The organism is Oceanobacillus sp. FSL K6-0127, from assembly GCF_037983385.1.
Taxonomy (GTDB): domain Bacteria; phylum Bacillota; class Bacilli; order Bacillales; family Amphibacillaceae; genus Oceanobacillus; species Oceanobacillus profundus.
The window spans coordinates 2883412-2906312 of sequence record NZ_CP150287.1; the positions used below are offsets into that span (position 1 = coordinate 2883412).

The following is a 22901-nucleotide window of genomic DNA, read 5'->3' on the forward strand; positions in this document are numbered from 1 at the left end:
ATTTTTAGACAAACAAATAATTATAGACAAAAAGCTATATGTATTCGAATGTCTCAATCACTCATACCTCGAAGCATTGAGAAAAACAAATTGAATTTGGCAGGTCTACTGACTTAAGATTCAAACCTACTTTAAGCCCTTCCCGTAATTACTACGGTGGTATTGCTTATTTCGTATCAATTACAGTTGCGAGGACAGTGCCAGATTTCCACTGGTTTCCCTAATCTAAGAAATAATACCCTGATGTTCTCTTAGAATACCAAAATTCAATGTATATAATTTTTCATTCCAGTTCAAAATTATCATAGCATATGACGTTAGAATAGAAAAGTTCTAGTGATTTTGTTTATTCTGCGGGAGTCTGAAGCTGAAAGCTGTGCCCTGATTCAACTTACTTTTAACAAGAATCACACCATGATGTGCATCAATAAGATGCTTTACAATCGATAGACCAAGACCGGTGCCTTTCTTCTCCTTATTACGAACTCTTGATTTGTCCGCTTTATAAAAACGTTCAAAAACAAATGGTAAATCTTCTTCTGGAATACCGCTACCACTATCTTCAATTTCTACATAAAGCTCATTTTCACGATTAGCTATTGTAACATGGACTTTACCGCCTTCTGAAGTATGGCGTAACGCATTATCAATTAGATTCGTAAAAACCTGTTCAATACGATCAGGATCAAATATGGCTTCCGGGAAATCGATATCCAATGATAAAGACAGCTCAATTCCGTTATCTATTGCTAAACTTTTAAATTTATTAACAACACGTTTTGCATAGGACTCAATTGCTGTTTTTTCTAAATTTAACTGTATTTGTCCAGCCTCCATTCTAGCTAGATCAAGAAGTTCATTTACTAGTCGCCCCATTCTTAAAGATTCCTCGTGAATAATTTGCGCAAGTTCATTTTTAGCTTCTTTTGTATCCGCAATATCATCTACAATTGCCTCACTATAACCTTGGAGCATAGAGATTGGTGTACGTAATTCATGTGAAACATTGGCAATAAAATCTTTACGCAGCTTATCTAAGCGTCTCTCTTCTGTCATGTCACGGATAACCGCTACAGCGCCCCTAATATAGGATTGGTCGTACAAAGGTGTCATTAACATAACATAAATTCTACCTTGCAGGCTGATTTCCCGAAGCACTGCCTGTTCGCTTTCAAAAACTTCTTGAAGCGCCTCATTAAGTTCACTTGGAAGTTTCCGGTTTTGCTCATCTTCAATGTCATTTTCAAAATACCAGTTTTCAATATATTTTTTGGCTGGCGGATTCATGACAAGAATGTCGCCATTTCGATTTAATGTTACCACACCATCTGCCATCGAACTAACAATACTTGAAAGCTGTTCTTTTTCCTGTCTTAGAGCATTAATATGAAATTTAAGCTGTCTTCCCATGCGATTGAACTCTGTTGCAAGTTCACCGATTTCATCATGTGTCAAAACAGGAACCTTCGTATTAAATTCTCCTCTAGTAAGGTTGTATGCCGCTTCTCGCATTTTTATTAGTGGAGAAGTAATCCTTGTTGATAAAAATACTGCAAAAAAAGTAGTCAACATAATCGCAATTCCTGCACTAAGGAGAATTAACTTTGAGGTTTGTGCTTTTGTTTGATAAATCACATCCAACGATTGATAAACAAAGACCGCTCCACCTGATTCAATTGGTGAACCAACAATCATAATTTCATTATTCTCATCGGGCTGAATAATTTGTTTCTGTATTTCCCGACGGTTATGAAGTACTTGTGAAAATTCTTCGCTTTCTTCAATCCAATGATCATCGGTTTCCAATAAATCACCATCATTACTTGTGGATGTCCAAAGTTCATCTTGATTATACGCAATCACAATTCGACTAGACGGATCTTTTAATAGTTCTGTCATTTCCTCGATAAATTCTCTATCTTCTCCCCTTTCAACGAGTGAGGAGATTTTTGTAGCTGTTTGCAACATATCATCTTCCGCTTCAAGTATATGGAAATTTTCAAAGAACTCCATCAGGAAGAATGACAAGATAAATAAAACAAATGCAACAAGTAATAGAATCGTTAATGATAGCTTACCAACTACACTACGCCAAAACATTATACATCATCAACTTCAAATTTATAACCAACACCCCAGACAGTTACAATCATTTTAGCGGCTGGTTTGGATACACTGCTTAGTTTTTCACGAAGTCTTTTCACATGCGTATCGACTGTTCTTAAATCACCGAAGAATTCATACTGCCATACTTCCTTCAATAAATGTTCTCGATTAAATACTTTATCTGGTGATTTTGCTAAGAAACATAGCAGTTCATATTCTTTTGGCGTTAGACTAACTTCTTCACCATCTGCTGAAACACGATGGGCATCATGATCAATTGTAATATGCGGAAATACTAATATATTTTTTGAAGCTGTATCAGCTTCATGAAAAGAGGCGGCAGTCACTCTTCGTAATAATGCCTTTACTCGTAAAACAGCTTCTCTAGGGCTAAATGGTTTTACAATATAATCGTCTGCCCCAACTTCAAATCCTTGCACACGATTTGCTTCTTCTCCTTTAGCGGTTAAGATAATAACAGGTGTGTCTTTTTCTTTTCTCAGCTCTTGACATGTTTCGATACCATCCATTTCAGGCATCATGATATCCAATAAGATGACATTATAATCATTATTTAATGCCTTATCTAAGGCTTCTTTTCCATTTTCTGCTTCTTCAACAATATAATCTTCACGTTCTAAATACATACGGATGAGTCTACGAATTCTTTCCTCATCATCAACAACTAATATCTTAATATTATCATCCATTTTAACTTCCCCCTATGCTTTACACTGTATCTAGTATAAACCAATCCTAAGTAAATGTATAAAAAAACGAGGTATCCTAATGATACCCCGTTTGTTAACAGACACGTCCAGCTTTACCGCCCAACTACTAGAGAGACTTCTTTCCTCCGTACGTCACTACGACGCACAGGACGTCGCATTTTCAGCCTGCAGGGCGCCCCGCGCTTTTGTTTTCACATCTAAGCATACGAATGTAGGCCTGCTAATACGAGATTAACAACAATTAGGTTAAACATAATAATTGCAAAACCACCTACTGCTAACCAAGCGGATTTCTCACCATGCCAGCCCCTTGATAAACGAAGGTGAAGAAAAGCTGCATAGAAGAACCATGTTACAAGTGCCCATACCTCTTTTGGATCCCATCCCCAGAATCTTCCCCAAGCAATTTGTGCCCAAATCGCTGCAAAGATAAGACCGCCAAGTGTGAATACTGGGAAACCAATGGCAACGGAACGATACATGATTTCATCTAATAAATCCGGTTTTACATTTTTTAGAAGCGGCTGAAGTTTTGCTCCAACTCGTTTACGAATAATTAATCGTACGAGTCCATATAAAATTGTACCAGTAATAAATGACCAAATGACCGAATTGAATTTTCTTCCGGCGTCTGCGCCTTGCATCCATGTTGGAGTTTCAAACCACGGTTCCATAACACCTTCTGTTAATAATGCTCCCTCATTTGGACCAGCAATAGCTGGCAAATGATAATCTGTTGTCGTCACATTACCAGCTTCTGTATATTCAAATTCAGCATGATAATCCATTATGTTAAAAGAAGTGGTGATCACGATAAAACCAATAAATAAGAACATAACGTACATCACGATTTCAAGCCATAAGCTACCTTTATTCAAACTAGACTGATCGACTTGCCTAATTAGATACATGATTCCTGCTGCAAAACTAATGAATAAAATTCCTTGTCCTAAAGCTACAGTCGTTACATGAATATATAACCAATGACTTTGTAACGATGGTACCAATGGTGAAATATCAGTTGGAAACATGCTCGCATATGCAATAATGATCATTGCAATTGGGAGTGCAAACAACCCAAGAAAGCTTAACTTGTAATAAAAATAAAGAATAATAAAAGCTAAAACCATGGACATACCTAGAAATGTCATAAATTCGAACATATTACTAACCGGGGCATGTCCACTTGCAATCCATCTTGTTATCAGATAGACAAGCTGCGCAGTAAAACCGATAATCGTTATGGTAATACCAATGGTTCCGGATTTTCTCTTCTTTCTTCTTTCCGACTTATCCTGTCTAATTGTTGCCCCAAAGAAAAGTGTAGCAACCAAATATAAAATAAATGCTGTATAAAGCATTGTGCTACTTAGATTAAGTAAATCCATTAAAATTCCTCCTCATCCTAAAACAGTAGAGACTTGGTGCAAATACCCGCTTCGGAAGACATACATGGTGCCCCCGGTGTGGACTGGTGAGCTCAAATGCTCGCGCAATTTGGTGTCTCACCTAATGCCTTTCCTCCTACAGGATTCAACGTATATCTCCTTCGCTAAGTTTGTGCATTGTTCGTCTTAAAAAGTTACCCATCTTCGGTATATCCCAATAGCATGCTATTCGTCTAATTCCTGCTGGTCTCGGGCCATCGTAATTGGTGTATTTTCAATTGATTTCTCAATATCTTTTTTAATACCAAACCAGTTTTTATTTGTATGAGCTGCAAGTAAGATGCCATTTTCTTTTGGATGAATCCAAATTCTACGATGTTGCCAGTACATCCCTTGGATAACTCCGATCATGAATATTGCGGCCCCTAATATAAAGAACGGCAACGTGAAATCAACACGTAGTGTCAAACCACTAACATCATGTAATTCAAAATCTTCAATACCTACCTTGTATTCGTTTTCTCCAGTAGCGTCAATATTTTTCCCGATTCCGATAAAGCTGATTTCAGGTGTGTCACTTTCCGGAGGGTATACGGATAAGACGAAAGCTGGATTTCTAGGAAAATTTGTTTCCGAAGTTGGAATTCCATTATCTAATATGTAATCTGGATAATACTGATCAACTTGAACGCGGAACCCGCTATCCAATTCATATATAGAGTCAGGATTTGTTAAGTCTATCGTAAAAGAACCTAATGAAGATTCTTCTGGATCATCTGTTTCATGAACTTTAAAGGTCATATTTGTAAATTCATTTACCTGGTATCCAGATTGATACAGTGTATATCGATCAAATTTAGCTGGTTTATTCATTTGAATTGATTCTTCCAATATTGGCTCAAGTTCAGGTTCAGCACCTGGTACCGAAGCGTTAGTTTCTTGATAAATTACAATATCTGTCTGGAAATTACTTGGTACTACACCTTCCTGCTGAATAGCTTGTGCAAATCGTTCATCATTTTCGTCATGAACTTCCATGATAAATTCTTTGTTTTCGATATAGTATTCTCCATTCGTTCCAGGAAGAACGATCTGCTGTCCTTCTCGAACCCAAACATATTCTTCTGTATGCATTAACGGAGTAGTCCGTAGTATAGCTGCAATTAAAATTATGATTAACCCAATATGATTAACATATGGACCCCATCTCGAAAACCTGCCTTTTTCGGCAAGGATATGCCCATTCTCGTCTGTAATTTTATAACGCTGTTTTTTTAAGTTCTCTTTAACTGTCTCAATATCATCTGGAATGACTTGTTCTGACTCACTGTATAAGCGCTGTCTATTTAAAAATGTTTCATGGCGCTTTGCCTTCTGCCTTTTTAACGCTTTATACAACGGTACAAAGCGATCCAGACTACAAATAACAAGCGAAATACCAATGAGTGCAATTAATACCATATACCACCATGAACTGTATAAATTATGAAAGCCCAACTGATAGTAAATTAATCCTAAAATGCCATATCGATCTTCATAGAAAATAGCAGGATCTCGAGACACTGCATCTGCTGGTATGTAAATTTCCTGTGGAAAGATGGTTCCGACCATTGACGCCACTAGTGCGATGACAATTAGCCAAACCCCCACTTTAACGGAAGAAAAGAAACTCCATATTTTATCAATAATGGATTTGTTGTAGGTTTGTGAGCGACGGGCAGTTCCATCGTAGCGCATATTCAGTAATTTATTTCCTTCATTTCCATCTATGTGCTGGTTGCCTTCAATAGGCTTGCCACAGGCTTCACATAAAACCGTTCCTTCGGGGTTAACATGCCCACACTCACATTTAACTTTATTCATTTAAATCCCTCACAATAGCTTTCATGCTCAATTTGTTTACGGCTGTATTTCCTGTAAATACCCTTCAAGACTTTCTAAGCTAAGTGCTCCATTAACGACTTCTTGGATTTCTCCATCAGGGTTGATAAAGAAAGTGCTTGGTAATGGTACGACTTTATATAGATCCCTCACTTCACTTGTTTTATCATGAAGGATTGGGAATGTTAAGCCATAATCATCTATAAATCGATCAACTACAAGCTCTGTTCCATCCAAACTTACCGCTACGATTTCAATTCCTTTATCTTTATATTCAGGATAAAGCTCTTGCATATAGGGCATTTCCTCTTTACACGGCTTACACCATGTTGCCCAGAAATTAAGCATGACACCTTTCCCTTCCAGATCACTAAGTTGAATTGCCTCTGCATCATGATTCTGACTAATTTGCTGCAACTTAAAGTCTGGTGCTTTATCTCCAACCTTATATCCCCCGTTATCTTCTTTTAAGTGGGATACGAGTGCAAAAACTACCGCCGCTACTAAAACGGCAAGAATCGCTGTTCTAAAAATGAACCGGTTTCTTTTTTTCTTTTGTTTATTACTCTTCATTTGATCCAAACTCAAAATTATCACTCCCACACCGTATTATATCATCGAAATATAGTATGAAATTTGACTATTCTTTAACAATTTTGGAAGCTTGGTTCCTGATTTGTTTTATTTCTTTCGGTGTCAGAGGGCGATAATCTCCTGGTTTCAATCCATCCAACGTAAGCATACCATATTTTTCTCTTTTTAATTTCATGACAGGGTAGCCTAACTGCTCCATCATTCTTCTAATATGACGATTTTTCCCTTCATGCAAGGTTAATTCAAGCACCATTGTGTTTTTTTTCTTATCCGTAGATAAAATCGTATAGTTCACTGCTTTTAAAATATCTTTATCTGCTTTAATCCCTTTTCTTAGCTTACCGAGCTCTTTTTTATCAGGAACCCCTTTAATTTTAGCGACGTAGACCTTGTCTATTTCATGCTTCGGATGCATTAAAAGATTAGCAAATTCCCCATCATTTGTTAATAGCAGGATGCCTGACGTATCGTAGTCCAATCTGCCAATTGGAAAAACTCTTTCTGTCACTTCCTCCATTAAATCAATTACAACTTTCCTATTTTTGTCATCCTTCAAGCTGGAAATAACTCCTCTTGGTTTGTATAGCATGTAGTATACATGTGATTCTTTTTCCAGTGGGACACCGTTCACCTCAACTTCATCATCACTTGTTACTTTTGTGCCAAGCTCTGTTACAGTCTGTCCATTTACACGGACTTTCCCATCTATAATAAGCTGTTCTGCTTTTCTTCTAGAGGTTATGCCGCTTTGTGCAATTACTTTTTGTAGTCGTTCACTTTGATTTGCCATTCTATCACCATACTTCTACTTTATTTTCTACACAATAATAGCGTTAATATGGCATTAACGCTAGTTTTAGTTACCCGAATACTATTTTAACAATAATGATGGTTGAAAGTATAGCAATTAGGTCCGCCAGCAGCCCAACTTTTAAAGCATAGCGCATTTTCCTTATTCCAACTGCTCCAAAATAGACTGTTAATATATAGAGCGTAGTATCTGTACTTCCTTGCATTGTTGAGGCTAACCGGCCAATAAACGAATCAGGTCCATGTGTAGCGATCAATTCGGTTGTCATGCCCAATGCAGCTGTGCCAGAAATTGGCCTCACTAATGCAAGTGGCATGATATCAGCTGGTATACCAACCATCTGCAGCAATGGGGTAATGCTGTTAATAAAAGCTTCCAATGCTCCCGAACTACGAAGTATCGCAATAGATACAATCATACCTACTAAAAAAGGAAGCAAAGAAAATGCCATTTTGACACCTTCCTTACCTCCTTCTACAAATAATTCGTATGCGGGAACTCTTTTGATTACTGCAACGGACAATACGACGAGTAAAAAGGTTGGGATAAGCCAGGTGCTTACAAGCGTGATGATCTCCATAACTATTTCCTCCATGTACTTTTATAATGATAAAAACGATCAATTAAAATAGCACTGGTAACCGCAACTCCACTCGCAATAATCGTAGTACCAACAATTTCAGTCGGGGATACAGAATTATATTGCATACGGATTGCAATTACAGTTGTTGGAACTAATGTCAAACCAGATGTGTTTAATGCGAGAAAAGTAATCATTGAACGTGATGCAGTTTCTGATCCACTTAATTTTTTCATTTCCTCCATCGCTTTAATTCCAAGTGGTGTTGCAGCATTGCCTAAACCAAAGAGATTAGCTGTAATATTCGATACGATATAGCCGATTGCCGGGTGATCTTTTGGTATCTCAGGAAACAGCTTTACGATAACCGGCCGAAATACCTTTGCAATTCCTTTTAGAATCCCAGCATTTTCTGCAATTTTCATAATACCTAGCCAAAAAACAAGAATGCTTATTAGACTAATGGCTAATGTTACTGCCTCGCTTGCGCTCTCAAAAATTGCTTTGTTAACTTCATCCATTGTTCCATTAAACATTGCGAAAACAATACCTACAATTGCCATACACGCCCAAATTATATTGATCATTTTACTTCAATCCAATTATTTGTATTAAAATTGACGTAAAAGTCTGTTTGAAGTCATGATCGTTAGGCTCCAATCGATTTTGGAAAATATGTGTTTCCATCAATTGTTCATCATCCAAGTAAAAAACAGTTTTCCCAATAATCTCCTCATCTGTCGTCAAATAATTTGAAAGCAGAAACGTACTCGAAGTCAATACTTCTATCTCTTCAACAGATAACGGATAGGATACTTCGTCCTCTACAAAACCGTTTACCGTTAAATTTGTTTCATTCAACCTGTATTTTATTGGTCCTTCGTCTGAAAGTGGTTCCATCTGATAATTTTCATATCCCCACTCAAACATCGAGATATGGTCATTCCAATCATCTGGTGCATCGAGTGTCACTGCAATTAACTTCATACCGTCTTTTTCAGCAGTGGTTACTAAGGTTCTACCTGTTTGCTTCGTGTATCCAGTTTTCCCTCCTGTACAATATTTATAAAACTGTGTAAGCAGACGATTTTTATTTTTCCAGCTATATGATCTATTTTCAGAGATATAATTTTCCGAACCGCTTATTTCTTGAAATGTATTGTTTTCCATCGCATAGCGCGTAAGTATTGCCATATCGTATGCCGTTGAATAATGGGTTTCTGAATCAAGACCATGAGGGTTATCGAAATGTGTATTTGTCATCCCTAGCCATTTAGCTTTTTCATTCATCATATAGACAAACCCTTCCTCACTTCCCCCTACATGTTCAGCTATCGCTATTGCCGCGTCATTACCAGACCTAAGCATCAAACCATAAACAAGGTCTTCTAATTTCATTTCTTCACCTTGCTCCAAATAAATGGATGATCCTTCTGTATAAATTGCGCTTCTCGAGGCGGTAGCCATCTCATCCATTTTCCCGGATTCAATTGCTATAATTGCGGTCATTATTTTTGTAATACTTGCTATAGACGCTTCTTCATGTGCCTTCTTTTCATAAAGCACCCTGCCTGTGGATTGTTCGATTAAGATGGCGTTGTTGGCAGAAACAACAGGGGTTGCTTGTCCTGTAATTGGAAAACCAAGTTGCACAACTAAGAGAATAAGGATGAGTATGAGAAATCGCATCGTTTAATGCCTCCTTAGAAATCTTTAGCATTCGTTAAAGGATCATTCTTTGTTTTTTAATAACATGTATACTTTGGATTGCAAGCTTTTAGGTGAAAGTATTCGCTGCACTTTTACATCAAAAAGTTTTATTTCTATTTATCAAAAAAGATGTCCTTACATTTTATGCACGGGACACGCTGTTATGCTAGATGATTTAAGAACAATAAAAAAACCTTACATGCCAGTATGTAAGGCTCAAATTTTTATTCATTAAAATTATTCTCAATTTCATCACTGAATCGCTCAAAAAATAAATCAGCTTCGTTACTGTCTGTATTATCCTCTTCGGAAGGTTCAGGCAGCGGTGGAAGTTCGCCAAGAGAAGTTAAACCAAAATAGGTTAAAAAATCTTTGCTTGTTCCAAAAAGTATTGGCCGTCCAACACTATCTTTACGACCTACTTCCTCAATTAACGATCTCGCCGTCAGTGTTTGAACTGGCCGATCACTTTTAACACCCCTGATTTCGTCAATTTCTGTTCTTGTTATTGGCTGTTGATAGGCGATAATTGCCAATGTTTCTAAAGCAGCTTGTGACATTCTGCTGGTCTGTGGTAGTTCAAGTAATTTTTTGAAATAATTACTATGCTCTGGCTTTGTTGTTAAATGAAGTACTTCATGCGACTTCATAATCATTAAGCCACGGTCTTTACGTTCATAATCATATGTCAGTTCTTCAAGAATGTGTTCAACTGCTGATTCTGACACTTCTAGTACCTTACACACTTGCTTTATCGTAATGCCTTCATCTCCACTAGCAAAAAGTAATCCTTCGACAACGGCTTTTAATTCTTCTATTTCCACAATCTATTCCTCCAAATATTAGAAAAATCGGCATGGGCTTATCCTTAAGCGATGCCTTCTATGTAATGAAGCAGAAAAGAAAGCTTTATGCTTTATTTTCTGCAAATATATACAATGTATCGAAATGCTTCGTTTGTTTGCAATAGATTTCCTTACCTTTCATAAGCTCTAAAATTGCAATAAACGTGACGACTACATGAGTTCTTGATGGATAGGGAAATAACTGATCGAATTCAATCCCCTTACCTTGTGTTGACTTTACTTTGGTCAACACATCTTGCATCCGCTGCTCAATCGGTATGTCCATCCGTTGTACAGTAGTATCTAGTGGTTTATTCCACTTTTTACGTTCAAACATTTTCCCCAGAGCACCGAGCATATCATAAATGGAGACATCTCCCTGTACTACCGGTTGTTTTTCGAATGTTAATTCATCGAAAACAGTTGGTGGTCTTGTAAATATTTGATTTGCTTCTACCTCCTTTTCCTTCAACCGTTCAGCAGCTTCTTTATATTTCCGATATTCGATCAGTCGTTGCATCAGTTCTTCTCTCGGATCCTCTGCGTATTCTTCCATCTCATTATCTTCAATAATTTCTTGTTTAGGCAGTAGCATCTGACTTTTAATCGCTACTAACGTGGAGGCCATAACTAGGTATTCACTTGCAATATTTAATTCAAGCTGTTGCATGGTATGTATATACTCCATGTATTGTTTCGTTATCTGTGCCATCGGAATGTCGTATATATCAATTTCATACTGATTGATTAAATGCAGCAATAAATCAAGCGGACCTTCAAATGCGTCTAATTTTACCTCGTATGCTTGATTCACAGTAGTTCCTTCCTTTCATTTGTACAATTTGAGTCTTTTTACTAATAATTCCCAGGTGAAGCGTTGCAATATTTCTGTATCAATTAAAATATAGAAAGTTTAAGTTTACCATGATCTACCCTGAAGGCAAGCGCAGCAAGTGTTTTGACTTTCTTTTGTTACAAATTTATTTATAGTTTGGCATATGCGCCCATACAACACACTTTTTTTTAACATAAGCTATTAGCGTAAGATAAATGTTACCACAAAACATTTCTGGAAAGAAGAAAAAGGAGGAAGTTCGTTATGAGTCAAGGTTATGGTGGTTATGGTGGAGGCTTTGCGTTAATTGTAGTTTTGTTCATTCTCTTGATTATTGTCGGTTGTGCTTGGTTCTAATTAGATAGCCGAAAAATTATATAGCATATAAAGCACTGGAATTATGAAGGCTACTAATGCACTACGGTTATCATAAATTAGAACAAAACCGAAACTCTGCTAAGTGTTCATGTAAGATAAAAATTTGTAGCTTCAAAGAAAAACCAGCCCTTATGAAAAGGGGGCTGGTTTTTCTTATTGGTTAGGAAATATAAAATCGACTGATTTCTTATACGAGAGCAGCCACGTTCAGCTATAGCACCCAGCGAGACTTTCCTCATGACGCGATAAAGAAGACTTGCATACTGTCAAAGACATATGAGGCTTAGTCGCACTTATGCCCTTGTGGTCAAATCAGTTCACCGACTCCAGGTAAAGGATGGCCGACTAAATCAGGCTCAAGCCTAACGTCAGCATCCCCCTTACTGAGGCATGTTTTCTTTTAGATGAACTTGACTTTTCTCCCATAAGGTGAAAGTTATCGTTCATCTTATACTTTGGAGTAAATCTCCTACGTAGGAATGTTCGAGGCGCAGTCCATACGTCCCTAACTGGGCACTTCCGCTTTTGTGCTTAGCTATCAGAAGCATCTGCGCTGTCTTCTGCTAGTGTACATTTATTATAAAAATCCTGTATTTCATCCGTCGTACTAACAGCATATTTGTTCTGATAGATACGAATGACTTCATTGACCATCTTTTGACCGATTCCAGCATTTCGGTGAGAAGGATTGACTGAAACATGCTGCACGATTGCGTCTATACCATTTTCAATCCTAATTCCAATCGCACCTAATACATCATCTTCCTCTTTCCATAAATGAAGATGCCAGTCATCATTGGATTCATACTCTTTAATGGTCTGTTGCAATTTCTTAACGTCTTTCTTTTCTTCAGGCATAAAAGACAATAGACCCATTGCAATCTTTTCATGATTTTTTTTATAACGAATTAACATATTTACCCCTCATTAATAAAACCTTTTGATCTTTAAGAAATGATCTGTGAACATGGAAAACTGTTTTATAAACATACTTATATTATATTTATGGCACTATTAAATGTGTTTGTCAAATATACATACTGGAAAAAGGTTTCCAGTTTCAAGCATTGACAATTTTCACATAAATCATACGATTGTATAATAGATTATTTTCTGCTGATCAATCTAAAGATTGTAAATCCATCTGTTTGCTTCCCTTTGAATTTAAAAGGAATTAGATTCACAACAGCCATCCATACATTAAACCAAAAGAATAACTGTAAAAGACCATTTGTATTTACTTCCAGTATAATATAGATAAACGTCGCAGCCACTCCATTAAACATAGGGCCAAAAAATGTAATCCAAATAATTTCTGAATTATTATAAGGTCTTTCCCTCTCGGTTTTGGTTACTCCACCTATGAAGTAAACAGAACGCCATGTCAGCTCAAGGTTATTCATTGCGCTTGTCCATTGTCTTTTACCTATTCCTAAATTTATTTTAATACGATCTGCTTTTACCAACTTTGCACCGCATGCATGACCAAGCTCATGAATGAAAGTACAAATTGGTGCAATGATCAAAACAAGGCACACAAATAAATAAAGACTCATGGAAGTTGCCTAGATAATAATGTATTTATTCGCTGATTACTCGAACTTCTTTCATCACATCGCCATTTTGCATGGATTTGGCATGCTCGATTCCAGATGTTACTTGTCCGAACACAGTATGTACGCCATTCAAATGCGGTTGTGGCTCATGAACAATAAAAAATTGACTGCTTCCTGTATCTTTGCCTGCATGTGCCATTGATAGAGAACCTTCTACATGTGTATGTGGATTTCCTTCTGTTTCACATTTAATAGTATACCCTGCTGACCCAGTGCCATTCCCAATAGGGCATCCGCCTTGACTTACAAATCCTGGAATGACACGGTGAAACGTTAAACCATCATAGAAATTTTCATTTGCAAGTTTCTCAAAGTTAGCAACCGTATTTGGTGCTTCGTTTGGGTAAAGTTCAAATTCAATTTTATTTCCATTTTCTAATAGAAAATATCCTTTTTTAGACATATAACAACATCTCCTCATTGATTTAGTAAAATCCAAAACTATTTTATCATTAATTATTTAGATTGGAAAGAATCGCCGCTTCTTTATTCATAGGACAAGTCATTTTTGACTACATCCTCATACGTTTCCCGTTTTACGACTAATTTATCGATTCCATCTTCAATAAACACAACTGCAGCATTCGGGAATCGGTTGTAATGACTTGCCATTGAATAACTATATGCTCCAGTAGAAAATACAGCTAGTATATCACCTGGTTCTACATCTGGAACTGGTAGATCCCAAATTAACATATCACCTGATTCACAGGCTTTACCCGCGATTGATACTTCCCTCGTTATTTTTTCCAACGGTTTATTAGCAATAACAGCTTCATATTTCGCTTGATATAGTGCAGGTCTGATATTATCTGTCATACCGCCATCTACGGAAACGTATTCCCTTACTCCAGGAATATCTTTCATCGCGCCAATGGTATAAAGCGTTATTCCAGCATTACCAACAATGGATCTACCTGGTTCAATCCAAATTTCGGGCATCGGGATATCTAACTCTTCCGAATTCTTTTGGACAGCTTGTACCGTTGCTTCTACATACTCGTGATGCCCTAACGGTTGGTCAGCCTTGGTATAACGAATTCCAAAACCGCCTCCTAGATTAAGCACTTCTGGTACATAATCATATTCTGCTTTCCATTTAGCAAGTTCATTAAACAAGATATCTACAGCTACCCGAAAACCTTCTGTTTCAAAAATTTGTGAACCGATGTGACAATGGAGCCCTTTCAGTCGAATGGTTTTATGATTATAGAGTTGTTTTATAGCCTGAACTGCTTGACCGTTTTGAAGGTTAAATCCAAATTTCGAGTCTTCATTACCAGTCATAATATACTCATGTGTTTTCAGCTCTACCCCTGGTGTGACACGCATAAGAACGTCCATTGTCTTATTATGGGCACGTAGCTGCTTGTCCAAGAGCTTAATATCATGGAAGTTATCAATAACAATACAACCGATGTCATGTTCAATTGCCATTGCGATTTCTTCAGCACTTTTATTGTTTCCGTGCATATGGATTCGTTCTGTTGGGAATCCAGCTTGTAAGGCTGTATATAATTCTCCCTCCGAGATAACATCTAGACATAAACCTTCTTGCTTCGCTACTTGCAGCATTGCAATGGAAGAAAAGGCCTTACTAGCATATGCAACTTTTGCCTGTACGTTCAGTTCCTTAAATGTATTGACAAAGCTTCTTGCATTTTCGCGAATCATGGAAACATCGTAAACATAAAGTGGTGTACCATATTTTTCAGCAAGTGTTATCGTATCTACTCCACCAATCTCAAGATGTCCGTTTTCGTTCGTTTGAAACGGATGATGATTAATTATCATAATATGTATTCCTCCACTTTTAATGTATGAAATAATAGGAATACTTTATCATATTGAAACATAAAAGCGCAAGTAACAAAAAGAACTAAATACATTGTTAGTTCTTTTTGTTAGACCGCCTATAATTATTCTTTGGATGCACAATACTTGGTCGAGTATACATATCTGGAACGGGCTTCCTTAAAAGAATATGGGACATTGCTTTTGCATTAAATGGCAATAATGGCCATAGATATGGTGTTCGAAGTGATTTGATATTTGCTAAAAACAGAACATTTACTACGATCCCAATCACAAATCCTGGCAGTGCGAACAAACCAACAAGCAGGACGAGGAATAGATTCATTATTTTATTGGCAACGCTTAGCTCATAGCTCGGAGTAACATAAGCACCGATTGCACTAACAGACACGTAAAGAATCACTTCTGGACTAAATAAACCAACGTCAATAGCAATTTGGCCAATTAATACTGCAGCAATTAATCCCATAGCAGTTGATAATGGTGTCGGTGTATGAATTGCTGCCATTCGGAGAAATTCTATCCCAACATACGCAAGAATAATTTGTATCATAACTGGTATGTTTCCTTCTTCATTTGGACCAATAAATGATAATTCCTTTGGCAGAAGGCTAGGATCGAGCGTAAATAACAGCCAAACTGGCAATAGGTACATGGATGCAAATACTGCTAAAAATCGGATGAATCGTATAAAGGTACCTATTGCCGGTGCTTGCCTATACTCTTCCGCATGCTGTAAATGATGGAAAAAAGTAGTAGGCAGGATAATGGCACTTGGAGACGTATCAACGAAGATTATAATATGTCCTTCCAGCAAATGACTCGCAGCTACATCAGGTCTTTCCGTATAGCGGACAAGTGGAAATACATTCCAGTTTTGTCCAATAATAAATTCTTCGATTGTTTTTTCAGCCATCGTTATTCCATCAATATCAATTGCATCCATCTTCTCTTTCACTAATGCAATCAAGTCATCATCAGCAATGTCTTGTAAGTAAGTAATACACACATCTGTTTTAGAGCGCTCTCCAACTTTTAACATTTTATTGCGAATTCGTTCATCACGTAATCTTCTTCGTGTTAGCGCAGTATTTTCAATTATGTTTTCAGTAAATCCGTCTCTTGATCCTCGAATTACCTTCTCTGTATCAGGTTCCTCTGGACTTCTTCCTGGATAATTCCTAACATCAACCACAAATGCAAATTGTTCTCCATCGATAAAAACAGTAATTAAACCTGAAAGAACCTGATCTGCAGCTTCATCCATTGTTTTTACCTTTTCAACCTGCTGGTGGAGTAATCGATTTTCAATAATCTCCGGTAGCTTTTTGTAATTCGTTTCATTATCATTTATATAAATTAGCATTTCCATGATTTCCTGGGTAACAGACGTATCACATAATCCAGTCACATAATAAATATGGACTTTCCTCTTCAAAATAATTAATTCCCTATACCCTACATCAAAGGAAAGACCCATTCCTAGTCTATCTTCCATATAGGCTTTATTTTCTTCAATTTTTGGTGATATTTTTTTCATAGAAGTTTTATTTCCCAAATTTTTTCACCTCTTATTTAACAAAATAGGTCCACTGGAATAAGGATCCGAATATCTTTCCGAATACAATAGCCATCAACAGAATTAATAAATAATGGTCCAATCGTACCCTGCGGGATAAAATTGGAAAAACATTCAATACTTCCGTTAGAGCTGCCGCAAGCATTCCATTAAAAATTCCATGAAACAGTCCCCAAATCAGTAGTACTACAATCGGCTGATGCAAATTTACTGCCGCAAATGAAAAGTAAGTTCCCATCAAAAGTCCCAATATGACGCTTGCACTATATACCTTTATTAGTTTTTCTGTTTTACTTAATTGAACAAGCCTTGGGATAATACCAAGCACCGTTATAAACGCGACAAAACCAGCCCCCACAGCAAGACCCCCACTAAAACCAATGAGTATTTGCAGGAAATTAACGAAAAGGTTCTGTATCATTTAACTTGTTTTCATGATGATTTAAGTAATTATTAAGGTCTTGTTGATAATTATATATCTCTACTTCAAGCGGGCTAGGCTCTTCATTAAACCTCCGATTAAACCAATGATTAAAAAATAACAATGTTCCAATTCCTAAACCAAAAGAGTACGGAATCTGGATCCATAATGGGAATTCATTTTCTTCGCCAGTTAGCAGGAAATGAAGATGCTGTTGTACCTCCTGCATACTAACATCATAGTGGAAGTTCATAATTGTCATCGCTGTACCAATGAATAGCAAAATCCATACAAATGATGCAACCAATATGTTTAAGGGTTTTTTTTGCGTGTTTATTCGTACAATGGTTTGTTCCGGCCCAGAGATTTGGATTTCTAACCCTTCATATTCGTTTATTAAATGATCTATGATTAGGAAGCTGTCGATAATAACAATGTTCTTATCCTTTTTGGTAAGTCTGTATACAGGCGTGTTTTCCAGCTTATACTTCCGGATATTTGCAGCAGATATATGTGCAATATCCTTCAGCAGAAGCTGTTTAAGCGTATTTAATTCCACTGTTTTTTTCATTCGAAGATAGATAATCTCTGCCAATGGAATAACTTCCTTTCCATTTAAGCTATTACTGTTTCGTTTAGTATTTGTCAGTTGTGATAAATTTATCATACAAATGTGGTAAAACCTTTTTCAAAATGACTTTTCGCTTTCATATCATGATTTTTATTAAATTTTCTTTTGAAAGAAACTGGCGAACTAACTTCTCGGCTGTTTTCTTCAAGTATGTGCAATAATCGCCGTCCGGGCACCTAAGGGAACGGCTTTAACCCCTCCAGCCTACGAGCCATCAGACACGTGCTGTTCCAGCAGGACAAGCTTTTACATCGCACGAAGAAAATTGTTTTGTATTTTTGAGGAGTCACCGCCATACGCTCACCCGAACTGGTTTGAGCAAAAAATTTGTTTCGGTAAATTATGTTAGAAATAGCTAATGAGCCAATTCTAGCGGAGGAAACACACGTAGACTTCTTCGGGATACGCGGCCAGAGTGAGACACTGTAGAACGGAGTACGAAGAGCGTCGGGTCACCCGCGAAGAGCGTAGTGTGTTTCCAGAGCGGTTAGTCGCACAATCTCTCAATGCACATTAATTAGAAGTCATATTAAATCGAACAAAAAAACACCACAGATGTGATGTTTTAAAGAAAGATCTATTAGGAAGAATCCATATTTTTCTTCATATCCTCCAGAATCTTTTTTTCCAGCCTTGAGACTTGAACTTGGGAAATTCCGAGCCTTTCTGCTACTTCTGTTTGTGTCTGGTCTTTGTAATAGCGTAAGTAGACAATCAACCGTTCACGTTCAGTTAGATTCTGGATTGCTTCCTGTAATGTAAGTTTATCGAACCATTTTGTATCCTGGTCGGCAATTTGATCCAAAAGCGTTATCGGATCGCCATCATTTTCAAAAACGGTTTCATGAATGGAATGAGGTGATTTCGCAGCTTCCTGCGCATGGACAACCTCTTCCGATGAGATCTCTAATGCATCAGCAATTTCTTTCACTGTCGGTGACCTTCCCAATTGTTTTGTTAGCTCGTCTTTTTTTCGACGAATTTTATTTCCTGTCTCCTTCAGTGAGCGACTTACCTTCACGCTTCCATCATCTCTAATAAACCGTTGAATTTCACCGATAATCATTGGAACTGCATACGTTGAAAACCGTACATCATAAGACAAATCAAATTTATCAATCGCCTTAATCAGCCCAATGCTGCCAATCTGGAACAAATCATCTGGATCATAGCCCCTATTAATAAATCGTTGAACAACCGACCACACAAGGCGAATATTTCTTTCTACAAGAAGGTCTCTTGCCTCTTTATCGCCTTGTTGACTTTTTAATATATATTCTTTCACTTTCTCATCTGACAGCTGTTCCTTTTGGCGGGTGTTTTTAACATTTACATTCATGGCAGCCCCCTCAGTTATAGACTGTTTTGGTCTTTGATAGCTGCTTTGTCATATATACTGCAGTTCCCTCGTTAGGGTTCGAAATGACCTCAACAGAATCCATAAAGTTTTCCATGATTGTAAATCCCATTCCTGATCTTTCCATTTCTGGTTTTGATGTATACAGCGGCTCTAATGCCTCTGTTACATTTGGAATTCCAATTCCATTATCCTTAATTGTTAATTCAATTTCCTCATCATTCAATGTACATGTAATATAAACTTTATGATGTGCTTCCCCATTATAGCCGTGGATAATCGCATTCGTTACCGCTTCTGAAACGACAGTCTTAATTTCTGTCAGTTCATCCATTGTCGGATCCAGCTGTGCTATAAAAGCCGCGACAGTCACTCTAGCAAAAGCTTCATTCTCACTCACACTTGAGAATTCCAAATTCATTTCGTTTTTCATGAAGCCACCCCCAGTGTTGCTAATGCAAATTCTTCATTCTCCTCAAGTCTGACAATTTTAAACAGGCCTGACATTTCAAATAAGCGCTTTACAGGTGGTGAAATGGAACATACTACCATTTCACCACCTAATTGAATAACCTCTTTATATCGGCCGAGTACAACACCAAGTCCGGAACTATCCATAAACGTTACTTCTTCAAGGTTGAGTATGATATGCTTAACTGGATTTACATACAACATATCTTTCCACTTATCACGTAACAATTCTGCTTCATGATGATCCAATTCACCTGATAGTCTTACTACTAAGACGTCACCCTTCACATCAAATATTGAATGAAGCCCCATATTTATTCCTCCTTATAAGAACTGTATTGAATCTATTTCTTTATTGGGAGGTCTAATTCCTGCTACTTGACAAAAGAAGTGTCTATTCACTTAAATTAGATGAAATTAGCGTGATTTCACCATTTCTTGCACCGTGCGCTTTAATAGTGAAAAATAGGTTGTTTTCTCAATATCTTCTTCAACTGTTAAAGGTATTTCATATAGTACCTGCTCCCCATCCTTCACATATAATTTACCAACTTCATCTCCTCTTTTAACTGGTAAATTCCAGGTGTCTTGAAGCTTCACCTCTGTCTGGATATCCTTTTCCTCTTCGCCTTTCTTATGAAGGGTACTAATCGATTGTTTTGTTACAATATCAACATTCTTTTGCTTTGATTTCAAGAGATGGATATCGGTAATCTTTTCGTCCCTATCAAAAAGCTTATTTGTCTCAAACTGATTGAATGCATAATCAAGTAAACCGGATACCATCGTATTTCTTTCCTTAGGAGATTCTGCACCCATTACAACAGCAATAACGCGCATATCGTCTCGCTTAGCTGTAGCAGTTAAACAATATTTCGCCTCGCTTGTATACCCTGTTTTTAATCCATCTACATCAGGATAGAACCGAACAAGCTTATTTGTATTTACTAACCAGAACTCATTGTCCTGTCCTTTTCTTAAATAATCTTCATAGACCGACGTATAATCTGTTATGGCTTCATACTTTAATAGTTCATTTGCAATCATCGCCATATCATAGGATGTGCTGTAGTGATTATCTGCAGGTAAGCCCGTGGAATTTTGGAAATGCGTGTTCTCAAGCTTTAATTCCTTTGCGCGTTCATTCATTTTTTTCACAAATGCTTCTTCACTTCCAGCAAGGCGCTCTGCTAAAGCAACACTAGCGTCATTACCAGATGCGATGGCTACCCCTTTTAATAGATCATTAACAGACATTTCCTCTCCTGCTTCCAAGAAGATTTGCGACCCTCCCATGGAAGCAGCTCGTTCACTTACACGTATCATTTCATCTTTTTGTAAGTTCCCTTTATCCAACGCTTCCATAATGAGCAGTAACGTCATTATTTTAGTCATACTTGCTGGCGGTAACTTTTCATGAGCATTTTTATCGAAAAGTATTTCGCCGGTATCCTGTTCCAGTAAAATAGCTGATTTTGCATCTGGAGCAAGAGCTAGTCCATTATTCTCTTCCTCCGAGTTATTTTCTTCTGCAAAAGCAGAAACAGGCACTGCAAAAGCTATTACCATCATAATTGTAATGAGTCTTAAAAACTTATTCATCATCTTTTACCTCCAGCAATCAATATAAAAGCGTGTTCAAAAAAGAGAAGGCAAATTGGCTAGTAACCATACTTTTTTATCTTCCAATTTGATAACGCCAAAATGTCGTTTTTGTCCAGACTTTTTGAACATCCTCTATAATGAAAGGATTGCCGAATATTGGCATTTTCATACACCGAAAATAATAAAAAAGAAAAAGCACACAACCGTGCGCTTTTTCCTTTTGTTAATCCGTTATTGTCTGATAAATTAATGTTGGAGCTTCAATATGCTCAGTCGTTATCGTTATACTTTCATACAACTTTTCAATGACTTGATCTACATTTTCCTGATTAGAATGAATCGTAAGTAAGGATTCTCCTTCTGTAACAGAATCACCAATCTTCTTATGGAGCACAATTCCGACACTTAAATCAATTTCAGACTCTTTTGTTGCTCTGCCAGCACCAAGCATCATTGCAGCAGTACCTAGTTCATCAGCAATAATTGCTGCTACCTTACCAGCAGATTTAGCTGGTAGATCGATTTTAAATTTCGCCTGTGGCAGTAACTCCGGATTATCAGCTACTTCTGCATTTCCGCCTTGTGACTCTAAAAATTGTTTGAATTTATCGAACGCTTTTCCATTTGTTAAAGCTTCCTGTAATAGCTGTCGTGCTTCATCAATATTTTTCGCCTTTTTAGCAAGTACAACCATTTGGCTTCCTAATGTAAGACATAATTCGGTTAGATCCTCAGGACCTTTTCCTTGAAGTGTATCAATTGCTTCTTTTACTTCAAGCGCATTCCCTATTGCATACCCTAGCGGCTGGCTCATATCAGATATAACAGCCATTGTATTTCTTGATACCTTATTCCCGATAGAAACCATTGCATGTGCGAGCTCTTTAGCATCCTCAAGATCTTTCATAAAAGCTCCAGCACCGGTTTTAACGTCTAGGACAATGCCATCAGCACCAGAAGCGATTTTTTTACTCATAATTGAACTGGCAATTAGTGGAATTGAATTTACGGTTGCTGTGACATCTCTTAAACTATATAATTTTTTGTCAGCCGGGGTTAAATTTCCAGACTGACCAATTACCGCAACTTTATTTTTATTCACTAAGTCGATGAACGCCTCATTTGTTATTTCTACATGAAATCCTGGAACAGCCTCTAATTTATCAATCGTTCCCCCTGTATGCCCAAGGCCTCTTCCACTCATTTTAGCTAAAGGTACACCAAGTGATGCAACTAAAGGTGCAAGTATTAAAGTTGTTGTATCACCAACTCCACCAGTAGAATGCTTATCTACTTTGATCCCTTCAATCGCCGATAAATCAATTTGATCGCCCGATTCAACCATAGCCATCGTTAAGCTTGCACGTTCCACTTCTGTCATGTCCTGAAAATAAATTGCCATTAATAAAGCACTAATTTGATAATCTGGAATTTCACCGTTTGTATAGCCATCAATAAAAAATGTTATCTCTTCCTTGGTTAATTCCCCACCGTTTCGCTTTTTCTCAATGATGTCATACATTCTCATTTATAATCACCTTTTTTAT

At 37.2% G+C, this 22901-nt stretch carries 24 protein-coding genes and 1 riboswitch; of the genes, 1 reads left to right on the forward strand and 23 read right to left on the reverse strand.

Going from position 1 to position 22901, the window contains the following annotated elements; genetic code table 11:
• Positions 1–80 precede the first annotated feature (80 nt).
• A riboswitch (cobalamin riboswitch) is annotated at positions 81–279 on the reverse strand.
• 54 nt (positions 280–333) lie between these two features.
• The 11 genes from MHH64_RS14335 to MHH64_RS14385 form a co-directional block, all read right to left on the reverse strand.
• Positions 334–2100 (reverse strand): ATP-binding protein, encoded by a 1767-nt coding sequence (locus tag MHH64_RS14335; RefSeq protein WP_340001946.1) that lies wholly within the window; start codon positions 2098–2100, stop codon positions 334–336.
• Positions 2100–2816 (reverse strand): response regulator transcription factor, encoded by a 717-nt coding sequence (locus MHH64_RS14340; RefSeq protein WP_095308920.1) that lies wholly within the window; start codon positions 2814–2816, stop codon positions 2100–2102. Before MHH64_RS14340 ends, MHH64_RS14335 begins: the two co-directional genes overlap by 1 nt.
• A gap of 218 nt (positions 2817–3034) precedes the next feature.
• The gene (ccsB, locus tag MHH64_RS14345) at positions 3035–4225 is read right to left on the reverse strand and encodes a c-type cytochrome biogenesis protein CcsB (protein WP_095308919.1); all 1191 of its coding nucleotides are present in this window, start codon (positions 4223–4225) and stop codon (positions 3035–3037) included.
• A gap of 225 nt (positions 4226–4450) precedes the next feature.
• On the reverse strand, positions 4451–6088 hold the full coding sequence (locus tag MHH64_RS14350; protein WP_303449155.1) for a cytochrome c biogenesis protein ResB: 1638 nt from the start codon (positions 6086–6088) through the stop codon (positions 4451–4453).
• A gap of 36 nt (positions 6089–6124) precedes the next feature.
• A complete protein-coding gene (resA, locus tag MHH64_RS14355; protein WP_095308917.1) occupies positions 6125–6694 on the reverse strand; it encodes a thiol-disulfide oxidoreductase ResA in 570 nt (189 codons plus the stop codon).
• Positions 6695–6746: 52 nt separating this feature from the next.
• Complete coding sequence (locus tag MHH64_RS14360) at positions 6747–7490, reverse strand: pseudouridine synthase (RefSeq protein ID WP_118889601.1); 744 nt, start codon at positions 7488–7490, stop codon at positions 6747–6749.
• Positions 7491–7560: 70 nt separating this feature from the next.
• Positions 7561–8091, reverse strand: a complete 531-nt coding sequence (locus tag MHH64_RS14365; protein WP_095308914.1) for a spore maturation protein — start codon at positions 8089–8091, stop codon at positions 7561–7563.
• 2 nt (positions 8092–8093) lie between these two features.
• The gene (locus MHH64_RS14370; RefSeq protein ID WP_095308913.1) at positions 8094–8678 is read right to left on the reverse strand and encodes a nucleoside recognition domain-containing protein; all 585 of its coding nucleotides are present in this window, start codon (positions 8676–8678) and stop codon (positions 8094–8096) included.
• Between the two features lies 1 nt (position 8679).
• A complete protein-coding gene (locus MHH64_RS14375; protein ID WP_340001947.1) occupies positions 8680–9780 on the reverse strand; it encodes a D-alanyl-D-alanine carboxypeptidase family protein in 1101 nt (366 codons plus the stop codon).
• Positions 9781–10025: 245 nt separating this feature from the next.
• Positions 10026–10625: an SMC-Scp complex subunit ScpB gene (scpB, locus tag MHH64_RS14380; protein ID WP_095308908.1), complete on the reverse strand. Its 600-nt coding sequence runs from the start codon at positions 10623–10625 to the stop codon at positions 10026–10028.
• An 85-nt stretch (positions 10626–10710) separates the two neighbouring features.
• Positions 10711–11460, reverse strand: a complete 750-nt coding sequence (locus MHH64_RS14385; RefSeq protein ID WP_095308907.1) for a segregation/condensation protein A — start codon at positions 11458–11460, stop codon at positions 10711–10713.
• Between the two features lie 285 nt (positions 11461–11745).
• On the opposite strand from MHH64_RS14385, the gene MHH64_RS14390 reads away from it, so the two are divergent.
• Positions 11746–11838: a YjcZ family sporulation protein gene (locus MHH64_RS14390; RefSeq protein ID WP_095308906.1), complete on the forward strand. Its 93-nt coding sequence runs from the start codon at positions 11746–11748 to the stop codon at positions 11836–11838.
• A 552-nt stretch (positions 11839–12390) separates the two neighbouring features.
• On the opposite strand, the gene MHH64_RS14395 is transcribed toward MHH64_RS14390, so the two are convergent.
• The 12 genes from MHH64_RS14395 to MHH64_RS14450 form a co-directional block, all read right to left on the reverse strand.
• The gene (locus tag MHH64_RS14395; RefSeq protein WP_095308905.1) at positions 12391–12774 is read right to left on the reverse strand and encodes a GNAT family N-acetyltransferase; all 384 of its coding nucleotides are present in this window, start codon (positions 12772–12774) and stop codon (positions 12391–12393) included.
• A 191-nt stretch (positions 12775–12965) separates the two neighbouring features.
• Positions 12966–13415, reverse strand: coding sequence for a site-2 protease family protein (locus tag MHH64_RS14400; RefSeq protein ID WP_303449695.1), 450 nt, complete (start codon positions 13413–13415; stop codon positions 12966–12968).
• A gap of 25 nt (positions 13416–13440) precedes the next feature.
• Positions 13441–13878 (reverse strand): peptidylprolyl isomerase, encoded by a 438-nt coding sequence (locus tag MHH64_RS14405; RefSeq protein WP_095308902.1) that lies wholly within the window; start codon positions 13876–13878, stop codon positions 13441–13443.
• Between the two features lie 83 nt (positions 13879–13961).
• Positions 13962–15269, reverse strand: coding sequence for a diaminopimelate decarboxylase (gene lysA, locus MHH64_RS14410; protein WP_340001948.1), 1308 nt, complete (start codon positions 15267–15269; stop codon positions 13962–13964).
• A gap of 97 nt (positions 15270–15366) precedes the next feature.
• Positions 15367–16830 (reverse strand): spore germination protein, encoded by a 1464-nt coding sequence (locus tag MHH64_RS14415; protein WP_340003278.1) that lies wholly within the window; start codon positions 16828–16830, stop codon positions 15367–15369.
• A 31-nt stretch (positions 16831–16861) separates the two neighbouring features.
• Positions 16862–17290: a stage V sporulation protein AB gene (locus MHH64_RS14420; RefSeq protein WP_340001949.1), complete on the reverse strand. Its 429-nt coding sequence runs from the start codon at positions 17288–17290 to the stop codon at positions 16862–16864.
• A complete protein-coding gene (locus tag MHH64_RS14425) occupies positions 17268–17885 on the reverse strand; it encodes a stage V sporulation protein AA (protein ID WP_340001950.1) in 618 nt (205 codons plus the stop codon). The genes MHH64_RS14420 and MHH64_RS14425 overlap by 23 nt, the downstream gene beginning before the upstream one ends.
• 616 nt (positions 17886–18501) lie before the next feature.
• Positions 18502–19260, reverse strand: coding sequence for an RNA polymerase sporulation sigma factor SigF (gene sigF, locus MHH64_RS14430; protein WP_095308897.1), 759 nt, complete (start codon positions 19258–19260; stop codon positions 18502–18504).
• Positions 19261–19270: 10 nt separating this feature from the next.
• On the reverse strand, positions 19271–19711 hold the full coding sequence (gene spoIIAB, locus MHH64_RS14435) for an anti-sigma F factor (protein ID WP_095308896.1): 441 nt from the start codon (positions 19709–19711) through the stop codon (positions 19271–19273).
• Complete coding sequence (spoIIAA, locus tag MHH64_RS14440; protein WP_340001951.1) at positions 19708–20061, reverse strand: anti-sigma F factor antagonist; 354 nt, start codon at positions 20059–20061, stop codon at positions 19708–19710. Before spoIIAA ends, spoIIAB begins: the two co-directional genes overlap by 4 nt.
• A 105-nt stretch (positions 20062–20166) precedes the next feature.
• Positions 20167–21351, reverse strand: coding sequence for a D-alanyl-D-alanine carboxypeptidase family protein (locus MHH64_RS14445; protein ID WP_095308909.1), 1185 nt, complete (start codon positions 21349–21351; stop codon positions 20167–20169).
• A 226-nt stretch (positions 21352–21577) separates the two neighbouring features.
• Complete coding sequence (locus tag MHH64_RS14450) at positions 21578–22882, reverse strand: pyrimidine-nucleoside phosphorylase (protein ID WP_095308894.1); 1305 nt, start codon at positions 22880–22882, stop codon at positions 21578–21580.
• Positions 22883–22901 lie beyond the last annotated feature (19 nt).

Coding starts and splice junctions, on each gene's coding strand:
- MHH64_RS14405 (WP_095308902.1), bottom strand. CDS start 13,878: ATGTCTAAAAAAGGATATTTTCTATTAGAAAATGGAAATAAAATTGAA.
- sigF (WP_095308897.1), bottom strand. CDS start 19,260: ATGAATGTAAATGTTAAAAACACCCGCCAAAAGGAACAGCTGTCAGAT.
- spoIIAA (WP_340001951.1), bottom strand. CDS start 20,061: ATGGGGCTTCATTCAATATTTGATGTGAAGGGTGACGTCTTAGTAGTA.
- ccsB (WP_095308919.1), bottom strand. CDS start 4,225: ATGGATTTACTTAATCTAAGTAGCACAATGCTTTATACAGCATTTATT.
- MHH64_RS14360 (WP_118889601.1), bottom strand. CDS start 7,490: ATGGCAAATCAAAGTGAACGACTACAAAAAGTAATTGCACAAAGCGGC.
- MHH64_RS14370 (WP_095308913.1), bottom strand. CDS start 8,678: ATGATCAATATAATTTGGGCGTGTATGGCAATTGTAGGTATTGTTTTC.
- MHH64_RS14365 (WP_095308914.1), bottom strand. CDS start 8,091: ATGGAGATCATCACGCTTGTAAGCACCTGGCTTATCCCAACCTTTTTA.
- MHH64_RS14420 (WP_340001949.1), bottom strand. CDS start 17,290: ATGATACAGAACCTTTTCGTTAATTTCCTGCAAATACTCATTGGTTTT.
- MHH64_RS14400 (WP_303449695.1), bottom strand. CDS start 13,415: ATGAGTCTTTATTTATTTGTGTGCCTTGTTTTGATCATTGCACCAATT.
- MHH64_RS14415 (WP_340003278.1), bottom strand. CDS start 16,830: ATGAAAAAAATATCACCAAAAATTGAAGAAAATAAAGCCTATATGGAA.
- MHH64_RS14335 (WP_340001946.1), bottom strand. CDS start 2,100: ATGTTTTGGCGTAGTGTAGTTGGTAAGCTATCATTAACGATTCTATTA.
- MHH64_RS14445 (WP_095308909.1), bottom strand. CDS start 21,351: ATGAATAAGTTTTTAAGACTCATTACAATTATGATGGTAATAGCTTTT.
- lysA (WP_340001948.1), bottom strand. CDS start 15,269: ATGATAATTAATCATCATCCGTTTCAAACGAACGAAAACGGACATCTT.
- MHH64_RS14350 (WP_303449155.1), bottom strand. CDS start 6,088: ATGAATAAAGTTAAATGTGAGTGTGGGCATGTTAACCCCGAAGGAACG.
- MHH64_RS14395 (WP_095308905.1), bottom strand. CDS start 12,774: ATGTTAATTCGTTATAAAAAAAATCATGAAAAGATTGCAATGGGTCTA.
- MHH64_RS14450 (WP_095308894.1), bottom strand. CDS start 22,882: ATGAGAATGTATGACATCATTGAGAAAAAGCGAAACGGTGGGGAATTA.
- spoIIAB (WP_095308896.1), bottom strand. CDS start 19,711: ATGAAAAACGAAATGAATTTGGAATTCTCAAGTGTGAGTGAGAATGAA.
- MHH64_RS14340 (WP_095308920.1), bottom strand. CDS start 2,816: ATGGATGATAATATTAAGATATTAGTTGTTGATGATGAGGAAAGAATT.
- MHH64_RS14375 (WP_340001947.1), bottom strand. CDS start 9,780: ATGCGATTTCTCATACTCATCCTTATTCTCTTAGTTGTGCAACTTGGT.
- MHH64_RS14390 (WP_095308906.1), top strand. CDS start 11,746: ATGAGTCAAGGTTATGGTGGTTATGGTGGAGGCTTTGCGTTAATTGTA.